General features: G+C 67.0%; 13 protein-coding genes. 4 read left to right on the forward strand and 9 right to left on the reverse strand.

Annotated features, from left to right (window positions below; genetic code table 11):
* Positions 1-197: 197 nt before the first annotated feature.
* Positions 198-2,168 carry a gamma-glutamyltransferase family protein gene (locus tag H0264_RS27460; protein WP_181580236.1) on the forward strand — a complete coding sequence of 657 codons (1,971 nt, stop codon included), beginning with the start codon at positions 198-200 and terminating at the stop codon, positions 2,166-2,168.
* A gap of 3 nt (positions 2,169-2,171) precedes the next feature.
* On the opposite strand, the gene H0264_RS27465 is transcribed toward H0264_RS27460, so the two are convergent.
* A complete protein-coding gene (locus tag H0264_RS27465; protein WP_181580237.1) occupies positions 2,172-3,167 on the reverse strand; it encodes an AurF N-oxygenase family protein in 996 nt (331 codons plus the stop codon).
* Between the two features lie 32 nt (positions 3,168-3,199).
* On the reverse strand, positions 3,200-4,345 hold the full coding sequence (locus tag H0264_RS27470; RefSeq protein WP_181580238.1) for an acyl-CoA dehydrogenase family protein: 1,146 nt from the start codon (positions 4,343-4,345) through the stop codon (positions 3,200-3,202).
* Positions 4,346-4,453: 108 nt separating this feature from the next.
* Here H0264_RS27470 and H0264_RS27475 point away from each other — a divergent pair, with 108 nt between their 5' ends.
* The gene (locus tag H0264_RS27475) at positions 4,454-5,134 is read left to right on the forward strand and encodes a TetR/AcrR family transcriptional regulator (protein WP_231085112.1); all 681 of its coding nucleotides are present in this window, start codon (positions 4,454-4,456) and stop codon (positions 5,132-5,134) included.
* 79 nt (positions 5,135-5,213) lie between these two features.
* On the opposite strand, the gene H0264_RS27480 is transcribed toward H0264_RS27475, so the two are convergent.
* The 4 genes from H0264_RS27480 to H0264_RS27495 form a co-directional block, all read right to left on the reverse strand.
* Entirely contained in the window at positions 5,214-5,675 is a 462-nt protein-coding gene (locus tag H0264_RS27480) for a PH domain-containing protein (protein ID WP_181580240.1), read from the reverse strand.
* A 74-nt stretch (positions 5,676-5,749) separates the two neighbouring features.
* Positions 5,750-6,229 carry a 6,7-dimethyl-8-ribityllumazine synthase gene (gene ribH / locus H0264_RS27485; protein WP_181580241.1) on the reverse strand — a complete coding sequence of 160 codons (480 nt, stop codon included), beginning with the start codon at positions 6,227-6,229 and terminating at the stop codon, positions 5,750-5,752.
* Positions 6,230-6,253: 24 nt separating this feature from the next.
* Positions 6,254-7,513: a bifunctional 3,4-dihydroxy-2-butanone-4-phosphate synthase/GTP cyclohydrolase II gene (locus H0264_RS27490; RefSeq protein ID WP_181580242.1), complete on the reverse strand. Its 1,260-nt coding sequence runs from the start codon at positions 7,511-7,513 to the stop codon at positions 6,254-6,256.
* A 79-nt stretch (positions 7,514-7,592) separates the two neighbouring features.
* Positions 7,593-8,219 carry a riboflavin synthase gene (locus tag H0264_RS27495; protein ID WP_181580243.1) on the reverse strand — a complete coding sequence of 209 codons (627 nt, stop codon included), beginning with the start codon at positions 8,217-8,219 and terminating at the stop codon, positions 7,593-7,595.
* A 532-nt stretch (positions 8,220-8,751) separates the two neighbouring features.
* Here H0264_RS27495 and H0264_RS27500 point away from each other — a divergent pair.
* A complete protein-coding gene (locus H0264_RS27500) occupies positions 8,752-9,198 on the forward strand; it encodes a hypothetical protein (RefSeq protein ID WP_181580244.1) in 447 nt (148 codons plus the stop codon).
* 48 nt (positions 9,199-9,246) lie between these two features.
* Here the strand turns inward: H0264_RS27500 and H0264_RS27505 are convergent, their stop codons facing one another.
* The 3 genes from H0264_RS27505 to rpe all read right to left on the reverse strand — a co-directional run bounded on the left by H0264_RS27505 (position 9,247) and on the right by rpe (position 11,457).
* Positions 9,247-9,699, reverse strand: a complete 453-nt coding sequence (locus tag H0264_RS27505; protein WP_181580245.1) for an ArsR/SmtB family transcription factor — start codon at positions 9,697-9,699, stop codon at positions 9,247-9,249.
* On the reverse strand, positions 9,696-10,724 hold the full coding sequence (locus tag H0264_RS27510; protein ID WP_181585862.1) for a serine hydrolase: 1,029 nt from the start codon (positions 10,722-10,724) through the stop codon (positions 9,696-9,698). Before H0264_RS27510 ends, H0264_RS27505 begins: the two co-directional genes overlap by 4 nt.
* Before the next feature lie 70 nt (positions 10,725-10,794).
* The gene (gene rpe / locus H0264_RS27515; RefSeq protein WP_181585863.1) at positions 10,795-11,457 is read right to left on the reverse strand and encodes a ribulose-phosphate 3-epimerase; all 663 of its coding nucleotides are present in this window, start codon (positions 11,455-11,457) and stop codon (positions 10,795-10,797) included.
* 136 nt (positions 11,458-11,593) lie between these two features.
* Here rpe and H0264_RS27520 point away from each other — a divergent pair, with 136 nt between their 5' ends.
* Entirely contained in the window at positions 11,594-12,016 is a 423-nt protein-coding gene (locus H0264_RS27520; RefSeq protein WP_181580246.1) for an ATP-binding protein, read from the forward strand.
* Positions 12,017-12,045 lie beyond the last annotated feature (29 nt).

Raw genomic sequence — 12,045 nt, forward strand, 5'->3', positions numbered from 1 at the left:
CCACATCGCCTCTCCGACCTGGGTCTCGATGCGGAATTATGCACTGCGGCGGGGTGCTGGTCATAACCTGTCTGACAGATTGCCGAAAGAGCGCTGGTAAGGCAGTTGTTCCGGTGCACTGGCGGTATCCGGACAAACGTGATCGAGGAACCGGTCAAAGCCCCGCTCGCCTGCCGGTCCGGCGTTAGAGTCCCAGAATGAGGCGCACGCGACGGCACATCTGGAGCGGCGCGGCCGCCACCCTGCTGCTCCTGACGGGACTGGCCACGGCCTGCTCATCCGACGGCGGCGACGCGCAGGCGGTGTGCACGGCCGCCGACAACGGCACGCTGGTCACCCCGCGCGCGAGCGGCACCGGCACGACCACTCCGGCCGATATTCGGCTGCGTCCCGAGATCACCAGTGGTTATCGCACCGGCATGACACCCGTGCGCACCAACAGCTTCGCCGTCTCCACCGCCAATCCGCACGCCACCGAGGCCGCCTGCCGGGTGCTGCGCGACGGCGGCACCGCGGCCGACGCGCTCATCGTGGCGCAGACCGTGCTCGGCCTGGTGGAACCACAGTCCTCGGGGATCGGCGGCGGGGCGTTCCTGCTCTATTACAACGCGTCCACCGGCACCGTCGACGCCTACGACGGCCGCGAGACCGCGCCGCAGGCCGCCACACAGGACTATCTGCGCTGGGTCAGCGACACCGATCGCACTGTGCCGCAACCCAATGCGCGCGCCAGCGGCCGGGCCATCGGCGTGCCGGGCGTGCTGCGCCTGCTCGAATCCGTGCACCGCGAGCACGGCAAGCAGCCGTGGGCCGACATGTTCGGGCCCGCTATCACGCTGGCCGATCAGGGTTTCGAGATCAGTCCGCGGCTGGCGGCCCAAATCGCCGAATCCGCCAATGATCTCGCGCGTGACGAGAACGCCCGCACCTACTTCCTGCAGGCCGACGGGACGCCGAAGACCTCGGGCAGCACGCTGCTCAATCCCGCCTACGCCAAGACCCTCGGCGCGCTGGCCACCGACGGCGCGAACGCCTTCTACACCGGCGCCATCGCCGCCGATATCGTCGACGCGACCGCCGACACCTCCGGCGGGCGCACCCCCGGGCTGCTCTCGCTGGCCGACCTGTCGAGCTACGAGACCAAGAAGCGCACCGTGCTGTGCACGCCGTATCGCACCCATCAGGTGTGCGGCATGCCCAATCCGTCCTCGGGCGGCATCACCGTCGCCGCCACCCTCGGCATTCTCGCCAACTTCGACCTGGCCGCGCTGCGCCCCGACGACAGTTCCGGCGACTCCACCACCGCCCGCAATGGCGGCGAGCCCAAACCCGAAGCGGTACACCTGATTTCGGAGGCCGAACGGCTGGCCTACGCCGACCGCGACAAGTACATCGCCGACGCCGATTTCATCCCCATGCCCGGCAACTCGCCCCAAACCCTGATCAACCCCGACTATCTGAAGCAGCGCGCGTCGCTGATCAACCCGGATCGCAGCATGGGCACCGCCCAGCCCGGCGACTTCGGCCCCGTCCCCCTCGGCACCGGCCCGCAGCCGCCCGAGCACGGCACCAGCCACATCTCCATCATCGACAGCTACGGCAATGCCGCCACCATGACCACCACGGTCGAAGCCGCCTTCGGCTCCTTCCATCTCGTCGACGGGTTCATCCTCAACAACCAGCTCACCGACTTCGCCGCCGACCCGGTCGGCAAGGACGGCAATCTGGTCGCCAACCGCCTCGAGCCCGGCAAACGCCCCCGCAGCTCCATGGCCCCCACCCTGGTCTTCGACCTCAACGCCGACGGCAGCCGCGGCCCCCTCACCCACGTCACCGGCTCCCCCGGCGGCTCGGTCATCATTCAGTTCGTGCTGAAATCCCTTGTCGGCATGCTCGATTGGGGCCTGAACCCACAGCAGGCCGTATCGCTCGTCTCCTTCGGCGCAGGCAACTCCCCCACCACCAATGTCGGCGGCGAGAACCCGAACATCGATCCCACCGACAGCGGCAAGAACGATCCCCTGGTCACAGCCCTGCTGGCGAAGGGCCATCAGGTCTCGGTGGCCCCGCAATCCAGCGGCCTGTCCGTCCTGGCCCGCGACGGCGACGGGCTCATCGGCGGTGCCGACCCACGCCGCGAAGGCGCGGTCATGGGCGACACCCGCTGAGACCTACGCGGAACGCGGGACCTCGGTGAAGGCGGTGCGGTCCGGTTCGCTGCGGTAGCGCGAGGGTGCTCCGTCGATGTTCAGCAGCTGCCACAGGCGGCGGGTGACCGGGTTCATGAGGCCGAGATCTGTTGCCAGGCGGCGCATGTCGCCGAAGTAGCCGGACAGGATGCGGCGGGAATTCGGGGAGCGCCAGTAGGCGTCGGCGAAAACCTCGTCGGGGATGCCGAATTCGCGGGCGAAGGACTTCGGTGGGACGGTGATCTCCCCGGCCAGCCAGCGCATGGCGATGGGGAAGGCGACGCCGCAGATCTGCTTGAAGACCGGGTTGGTCTGCGCGAGATGGGATTTCAGGAATTCACCGGCGAAGGAGATGTGGCGGGCTTCCTCAGCGATGTGAATCTGCATGCAGCGCAGCACCGCCGGGGGGATGTTCGCGCCGTTGCGGATGATCTCCTTCTGCAGGTGGTCGATCGGTTCCTCGCCGCCGAGGATGCCGATGAACAGGATCAGGTGCGCGTAGCCGCCGGCCACGCCGATCAGCGGGGACAGGGCCCGGAAATGGCGTCTGCCCGCGGGGACGTCCTCGCCGATGCGGTTCACCAGCTCCTGGAACATCTGGATGTGATTGCACTCCTCGGTCATCTCGTGCATGCAGTACCGGAATTCCGGGGAGCCGTTGGGCAGCTTCATGACGTACTGCATCATGCCGCGGATCAGGATGGACTCGAACATGAGACCGACCTTGATGGCATAGGCCATACGCCAGCGGCCGATCTCGATCTGGCGTTCCAGCGGCAGGTTCTGATACCAGCGGGTGCCGCCGAGCGGATCGTATTCCGGCAGCACCCAGCGCGGATCATCGCGGTCGATGGCGAATTCCGGGGAATCCCAATCGATATCGAGGTACGGATCGAAGTTCACATCGACCGAACCCTGCGACAGGGTGGCCAGTACGTCGTGATAAGAGTTGCCGATTCCGTTCGCCGCCAACGTCATTGTTGCCTCCTCGGTAGTACTGCGCAGCGCCCTCAGAGTGAGCGGGCGATGATTTCCTTCATGATTTCGTTGGTGCCGGCGTAGATCTTCTGCACGCGGGCGTCGGTCCACATGCGCGAGATCGGGTATTCGGTCATGTAGCCGTAGCCGCCGAACAGCTGCAGGCATTCGTCGGCCACCGCCATGGCCCGGTCGGAGACCCACCACTTGGCCATGGCCACGGTCGGAATATCCAACTCGCCCTTCAGGTGTCGCGCCACGCAGTCGTCGACGAAGACGCGGGCGACCCGGGTTTCGGTGGCGACCTCGGCCAGGGTGAACTTGGTGTTCTGGAAGGCGAAGATCGGCTTGCCGAACGCCTCCCGGTCCTTGGTGTACGCGATCGTCTGCGCCAGTGCGGATTCCATGCCCGCGACACCGCCGACCGCGATGATGAGCCGCTCCTGCGGCAGCTGCTGCATGAGCTGGATGAAGCCCAGGCCCTCCTGCTCTCCGAGCAGATTGGCGACCGGGACACGGACGTCGTCGAAGAACAGTTCCGAAGTGTCCTGGCCCTTTTGGCCGATCTTGTTCAGCACGCGGCCGCGCCGGAAGCCCGCCCGATCGGCCTCGACCAGCACCAGGGAGATGCCCGCGGCGCGATCTTCCGGATTGGTCTTGGCGACCACGATGATCAGATCGGCCTGCTGGCCATTGGTGATGAAGGTCTTCGCGCCATTGACGACGTACTCGTCACCCTCGCGAATGGCCTTGGTCTTGACGTTCTGCAGATCCGATCCGGTGCCCGGTTCGGTCATGGCTATCGCGCCGACCACCTCGCCGCCGGCCATCTTCGGCAGCCAGCGCCGCTTCTGCTCCTCGGTGCCGTAGGCGAGCAGATAGTGCGCGACGATGCCGCTGTGCAGGCTCGCACCCCAGGCCGTATCCCCCACCCGCGCCTGCTCTTCGATGAGCACCGCCTCGTGCGCGAAGCTGCCGCCCCCGCCGCCGTAGCTCTCCGGAATCGACATGCACAGCAGCCCGAGTTCGCCGGCCTTGTTCCACAGTTCGCGATCGACCTGATGCTGCTCGGCGAAGCGTTCGGCGTGCGGCTGCAATTCCTTCTCGCAGAAGGTGCGTGCCAGCTCGCGCAGCGCGTCGAGTTCGTCGGTGTGCCAGCTGGAGCGATATGCGGACATGGTTCTCCTGAGCGCATGCCTCGGGTACACCATGTACCCGAATGGATGGGTACATGGTGTACCCGAAGCGATGTCCAGCGCAAGACCCCGGACCGATACGCTGAGTCGGTGGTGCACACAGAGGGCAAGGTCGACAGCTTGCACGCCCGCCGCGCGGCCAGCCGCGGCGACCGTGGCGAGGAACGCCGCCGCGAGATCATCACCGCCGCCATCGAGGCCATCGAGGAGCGCGGCCCCAACGCCAGCACCGGCGACTTCGCCTCCCGCGCCGGCCTCAACCGCGCCCACATCTACCGCCACTTCGCCAGCAAGGAAGAACTCGACCGCGAAGTGACCCTGCGCCTGTACCGCGAACACAAACAGCGCATCCGCGAAGGCATCCGCACCCACGAAACCCCCATGGACGCCATTCGCGGCCCCATCACCCGCCACGTCACCTGGGCGCACGAGCACCCCAACCTGTTCCATTTCCTGGTCAGCCGCCGCTACGCCCGCACCGACGACCACCCGCCGCGCACCGAGAGCGCCTTCGCCTTCGAAATCGCCTCCGCCGGAGAGCAATACATTCCCGGCTTCGCCGACCACCGCGACGCCGCGGACGGCTTCATCATCGCCGTCCACGGCCTCATCGACGCCTCCATCCAGTGGTGGCTGGACCATCCCCGCGAAACCCGCGAGCAGCTGATCGACCGTCTCTCCACCCAGTCCTGGCTGCTGCTGCGCCAGCGCCTGGACGAGATCGGCGTGGAACTGGACCCGCGCGTCCCCTCCCCCGAAACACCCAGCTGAACAACGAGATCAGGGAGCCCGCCGGGCGAAAATCCGTCCGGATTCCCGCTCCGAGAGCTCCCTGATCGTGGTTCTGCGGTCAGTTGTCGGCGGAGTACTTCGCGCCCAGTTCGCGGAAGCGGTCCATGGCGGTGGCGGCGCGCAGTTTGTCGTTGCGCCGGATGGCCATGATGGGGACGTACTCGTCATGGACCAGTTCGAGGCGGGCCCAGGACTTCTTGTCAGGGAAGGAGATGCCCCGAATGTCCTGCCAGCGGAATTCGTTGTCGTTGCCGAGGTTTCGGATCTGGACGCCGCGTTCGCCGACGCGGACCCGGGGGCGGGCCAGCAGGAGGATGCCGCCGGCCAGCAGCAGGCCGATCAGGCCCATGCCGATCTGGTCCGCCAGGCGGAAATTCACGCCGGTGGAGCCGTGCCGCAGGACTACGCCGCCGAAGATGAACAGGGCGGCCACCACGACGGCGACGATGCGCACGGTGCGGATCGCGTGCTGCGGGCGCACTTCCAGGTCCCAGGCGTCATTCGTTGGTGCGGCAGGCAATTCGGTGTCTCCAGGCTTCGAGCCGGTGCCAGGGCGGTCGCGGGGAACCGCCCGGCCGGACTACGGGTGATCCGTCAGACGGTCTGGGCGAGTTCGCGCAGGGTGAGCGCGGCGTCGAGGGCCGCCGCGGCGGCCTGCTCGCCCTTGTTCTCCACCGAGCCGGGCAGGCCGGCGCGATCCAGTGCCTGCTGTTCGGTGTTGACGGTGAGCACGCCATTGGTGACCGGGGTGCTCTCGTCCAGCGACACCCGGGTCAGGCCGGCCGTCACCGAATCGCAGACGTACTCGAAATGCGGTGTGCCGCCGCGCACCACGACACCCAGGGCCACGACCGCGTCATGGGTGCGGGCCAGCGCCTGCGCGACCACCGGCAGTTCCATGGCACCGGCGACACGGACCACGGTGATGTCGGCGACGCCGGCCTCCCGCGCGGTCTTCTCGGCATTGGCGACCAGTGCGTCGCAGATCTCGGTGTGCCAGCGCGAGGCCACGATCCCCAGCTTGAGATCCTTGGCATCGGCGAGCTCGAAAGCCGGTACGCCGGTACCGCTCATCAGTTTTCCGCCCTTCCGGGGTTGTCAGTTGGCAGTTTCGCCGAGATCGAGATCGTCCAGGCCGACCAGGTCGTGGCCCATGCGATCCCGCTTGGTGCGCAGGTAGTGCAGATTGTGCGAGTTCGCGCGCAGCGGCATGGCCACGCGGTCGGTGATGCTCAGACCGTAGCCCTCGAGGCCCGCGCGCTTGTCGGGATTGTTGGTCAGCAGCCGCATGGAGGAGATGCCCAGATCCACCAGAATCTGTGCGCCCGTGCCGTAGTCGCGCGCGTCGGCGGGCAGGCCCTGCTCGAGGTTGGCGTCGACGGTGTCGAGCTTGCGCTCGTCCTGGATCTGGTAAGCCTGCAGCTTGTGCATGAGGCCGATGCCGCGGCCCTCGTGCCCGCGCATGTACAGCACCACGCCGCGGCCTTCCTTGGCCACCATCTCCAGGGCCGCGTCCAGCTGCGGGCCGCAGTCGCAGCGCAGCGAACCGAACACGTCGCCGGTGAGGCATTCGGAGTGCACGCGCACCAGCACGTCCTCGCCCTTGCCGTTCACGCCGGGGATATCGCCCAGCACCAGCGCCACATGCTCGGAGTCGTCGTAGGCGCTGCGGTAGCCCAGCGCGCGGAACTCGCCGTGCGCGGTGGGGATGCGCGCCTCGGCGACCCGCTCCACATGCTTCTCGTTCTTGCGCCGCCAGGCGATCATGTCGGCGATGGAGATGAGCGCCAGATCGTGTTCGTCGGCGAAGATGCGCAGCTCCTCGGTGCGCGCCATATCGCCTTCGTTCTTCTGGCTGACGATCTCGCAGATCACGCCGGCCGGGCTCAGGCCCGCCATGCGCGCCAGGTCCACGGCGGCCTCGGTGTGACCGGGGCGGCGCAGCACACCACCGTCCTTGGCGCGCAAGGGAACCACGTGACCCGGGCGGGTCAGGTCCTCGGCCTTGGCGGTGCGGTCGGCGAGCACACGCATGGTGGTGGCGCGATCCGCGGCCGAGATACCGGTGGTGATGCCCTCGCGCGCGTCCACGGCCACGGTGTACGCGGTGCCGTGCTTGTCCTGATTGACGGCATACATGGGCGGCAGGCCCAACCGGTCGCAGTCGTCGCCGGTGAGCGGCACACAGATGTAACCGGAGGTGTAGCGGATCATGAAGGCCACGAGTTCGGGGGTCGCCTTCTCCGCCGCGAAGATGAGGTCGCCCTCGTTCTCACGGCCCTCGTCGTCGACGACGACAACCGCCTTACCGGCGGCGATGTCGGCGACTGCGCGCTCGATGGTGTCGAACCTGGTCACGTCTGTTGTGCTCCATCTCGAATTAGGTGCCTACCTACAGTAAGGCAGCGGCTGTGTCCGATTTGCGACGCCTCCGGCGTCAGCCGCGCTGGACGAGCCGTTCGACGTACTTGGCGATGACATCCGCCTCGAGGTTCACGACCGTCCCGACCGGCGCGGTGCCCAGCGTGGTGAGCGCGCGCGTGGTCGGAATCAGCGAGACCTCGAACCAGTCCTTGCTGCCGTCGGCGGCCGCCTCGTCGGCCACGCCCACGGCGGAGACGGTCAGCGAGATGCCGTCGACAGTGATCGAGCCCTTTTCGATGACATAGCGAGCCAGCTTGTCGGGCAACGAGATTCGCACCACCTCCCAGTTCTCGTAGGGGGTGCGGGAGACGATGGCGCCGGTGCCGTCGACGTGCCCCTGCACGATGTGCCCGCCGAGGCGGCTGTTGACGGCCGCGGCGCGTTCCAGGTTCACGCGGGAGCCGACGCCGAGCGCGCCGATGCTGGAACGGTTGAGGGTCTCGCCCATGACATCCACGGTGAAGGTGTCGCCGTCGACCTGCTCGTCGACGACGGTCAGGCAGACGCCGTTGACCGCGATCGAATCACCGTGCCCGGCATCGGAGGTCACCTTGGGGCCGCGAATCGTGAGCCGGGCCGCGTCGTCGAGCTGTTCGGTGCCGACGATCTCGCCCAGCTCCTCCACGATGCCTGTGAACATGCCCTGCCTCTCCCTCTCCGATCGGGCCGCGTGCCGGGCCCTCCGCTTGCGCCAACAGCCGCGGCGGCCGGGAGATTCCCCCGGCACGGCGGCTACTGCCACCAGCCTAACGACGCCGGGTCGTAGGCGACATGCGGCCTTGTTCTCTGGAGAGTTCGATACCGGTCATCGGCCGGACATGTCGATAGCCGACCATGCATACGCAACATTGTCCGAATTAGACGGAATTGCCAATTGAAATGACCGAATTTCCCGACTTCCTGAATTGCCGGGCCTGCCGGAAACGCACCGTAGTACCCACATCGCGACTCGCTTACACCAAAATCTTGCGGAATGACGAAAATGGTCGCAAGATTGTTATGCAGCTGATTCCTACAGTTCAACTTCTCGGCAAGCAGTTCAGTGCAGAACCGTCTTCACGCACCGCGGGCGCACCCGCCCCGGGCGTGCATCGCAGCAAGTCAAACCGAAGGAAGGTTGGACCCCGCGCGGGTCGGATCCAGTTGGATATCAACACATTTGGGAGTGCAGCGTGACCACGCTTCTCGATTCGACACTCGAAGTTCGCTGCGTCCAGTATCGACGCGAATTTCACCTGCCGGCATCGATCGACCCGACGTCACGACACATCCTGCTCGAGATCGGCAGCCGTTACGGCGCCATCACCATGCCGGCCGAACTAGGCGAACGCGTCCAGCAGCGACTCGCGCAAGCCGAACTCGCCGGACCGGTCGTTCATCATCCCCGTGCGCGGCGCTGGACCTTCATCACCGGGCCCGCCCGAGCCGAAGGATTGAGCAAAGCCGAATCCGCCGCGCTGTTCCGGCTCTATGCGACGGTCGCGTGCACGGGCGCACAGGTCGTGCTGCCCTCCGCCGACGACGAGCGGACGGGCTACCGCACCTGGATCCAGCCGCCGGAATCCGTGAGCGCGGTGCCGCCGCTGGAGTCCGTCGTCGAGGCACTGCTACTCCGCTGAGACCGAACACTCAATCCACGACCGAGGTCGGCTCGCGGACTTCATGATTCAGCGCAGCAGCTCCGCGATGTCGGCCGCGGCGGTCAGCAACACCAGCACCGGAACGACTTTCGGCGCCGGGATCCGGTAGGCGCCGCGGCCATGCTGTTCGACGATCTTGGCCGCGGTGAGCGCGCGGATGTGGTGGTAGAGCTGGCCGGTGGAACCCAGACCCACACCGTCGGCCAGCTCGGTGCCGGTGCGCGGGCCGTCGAGCAGCATCCGCACCAGCGCCTGCCGCACCGGATGCCCCAGCGCGGCAAGCACTTCCACCCGCGCCTCGGCGGGCAGGCCCAGCACCGCCGCCGCGCTGTAGCGAATGTTCCAGGTGATCTCGCCGCCGAAATCGACCTCGCCGCCGTAGTGGACGAACCCGCGCGCGGGATCCTCGGGAGCGCGAGCACCCTCGAGCGCCTCGATGCGCGCTTCGAGTTCGGCGAGCTTGGCCTGGACGTCGGTCATAGCGCACACGTTAACCGGCGCAACATGTCCGGCTCACTCATGGCTCGAATGAGCAGGTCCTGCTCCGTGAAACCGGATGAGAGGGCAGAGGCCCACAGTTCACCGGGCATGCGGCGATTGAGCAGCACCGCGGTCGCCACAGTCCCGTCCGCGCGGCGCAGATAGAAGGTATCGGTCAGGACGCCGGGGTAGGAGCCGCCCTTGAAGCCCATCGCCACGAACCCATCGGGCGGCGTTGTCCACTCCAGTTGGGCGCGTGCGATATCCGCACCGGGGCCGAAGCTGCCCGACGCAATGGACCGATGCATGGAGGCCAACTGCCGCGCCGAACCCGTCGGTGTGGTGTCGGCCCACGCGGCCTGAGCGTCGTAGGAGGGCATGCTCTTGGACTGCATCGCGGCGCGATAGTCCGGATCATCGACATAGCGCCGTGCCGCCGCCCAGGTATCGGTCACGCTGGGATCGACCGCGCGAATCACATCGCCCAGTTTCGAGGACGGGATGTAGTCCTGCCATCCGCCTATCGCGGCGGCCTCGACCAGGGCGCGGTCGCCGAGGCGCGCACGCAGATAGTCGGGGACCGAATTGTCGCTTTCCCGGATCATCGCGCTCACCAGCTCGTCGAGGGTGACCGTGTCGCCGGTCAGGCGGGTCCGGGCGGAATCGTGTGCACCGCCGTCCGTGCCCGGGAAGACCCAGCGCTCCCACTCGGAGACCGAGATTCGCTCGCGCGGGTCGAGCGTGCCCGCCGCGACCGCGCGGGCGTAGGCCGCGAGCGGGACGATCTTCACCGCCGAGGCGAGCGGCTGCTGATCATCCGCGCGCCGCTCGGCGGTATTCCCCCGGCCGTCGTCGACAACGAGGGAAATATTGTCAGGATCGTGGTTGATCCGGCCCAGCCACTCCTCGGCCGAGGTCACGCCCGCGGCCGGAACCGGCGCGCAGCGTTCTTCCGCGCTCTCTTCCTGCGCACACCCCGCGAGTATGGGCAACACTGCCGCCGCGGCAATGAGGAACTTGCGCATCACGATCACTCCCCCGGTTTTCCGTAATTACGGAATAACGTAGCAACCGGGGGAGGATGATCGCAAGGAACTACTGCACGGCCGACTCGACCTCGATCACCTTCTGCCGCAAGGCTTCCACGGTCGCGGCCGGGTCCGGGGTGCCGTAGACGGCGGAGCCCGCGACGAAGCAGTCCACACCGGCTTCGGCGGCCTGCTCGATGGTGTCCATATTGATGCCGCCGTCGATCTCGATCACCAGGCGCAGCTCGCCGGAGTCGACCAGGCGGCGCACCTGCTTCGCCTTGTCCAGCACGCTCGCGATGAAAGACTGTCCACCGAAACCGGGTTCGACGCTCATCACCAGCAGCGTGTCGAACTCGCGCAGGATCTCGAGGTAGGGCTCGATCGGGGTGTTCGGCTTCACCGACAGGCCCGCCTTGGCGCCCGCGGCGCGAATATCGCGGGCCACGGCGATCGGGTTGTCGGTGGTCTCGGCGTGGAAGGTGACGTTGTAGGCGCCCGCCTCCGCGTACCCCGGAGCCCAGCGCTCCGGATTCTCGATCATGAGGTGGCAGTCCACCGGAATGTCGGTGACCTTCAGAATGCTCTGCACCACCGGCAGACCCAGCGTCAGGTTCGGCACGAAGTGGTTGTCCATCACATCCACGTGCACCCAGTCCGACCCCTCGATGGCCTTCAGTTCACTGGCCAGATTCGCGAAGTCTGCGGACAGGATGGACGGGGCGATCATCGGCGCGGGCCGGGAGAAAGGCGACGAAGAGGTGCACACCCACCGCAGTGTATCGGCCCGGGGGTCGCGGATCGGTAGCGGTCGAACACGCCGATTGAGCTGATTGCGGCACGCCGGAATGGGTAGCCTCTTCAGGGTGATCAATATTTCGGCGGAACAAGGGTTGCGCGCCACACCGGTCGAGATCGGTGTCGCGGCATCCGTCTCCCAGTTGCCCATCGTGCGCGGACTCGCCGAAACACTGGTGCTGCTCAGTGATTTCACCCTCGACGAAGTCGCCGACATCCGGCTCGCCGTCGACGAGGCCGCCTCCACCGTCATCGCCATCGCCGCGCCGGGCACCACCCTGCAATGCCGGTTCATCGTCGGCGACACCGATCTCGTGGTGCGGGTCAGCGGTATCGCCGCCACCGAGGGCATGCCCGACCAACGCAGCTTCGGCTGGCATGTGCTGCGCACACTCACCGACGACATCACCGCCACCCAGGGCGCCTACGATCCGGCGATCTCCGGATACCCCACCGCGGTCGAGTTCCGGCGGGTCCGGGGGAAGGCGTAGTGACGGGCGAGGAAACCGTGTTCGAATCT

It is taken from the genome of Nocardia huaxiensis (genome assembly GCF_013744875.1).
Taxonomy (GTDB): domain Bacteria; phylum Actinomycetota; class Actinomycetes; order Mycobacteriales; family Mycobacteriaceae; genus Nocardia; species Nocardia huaxiensis.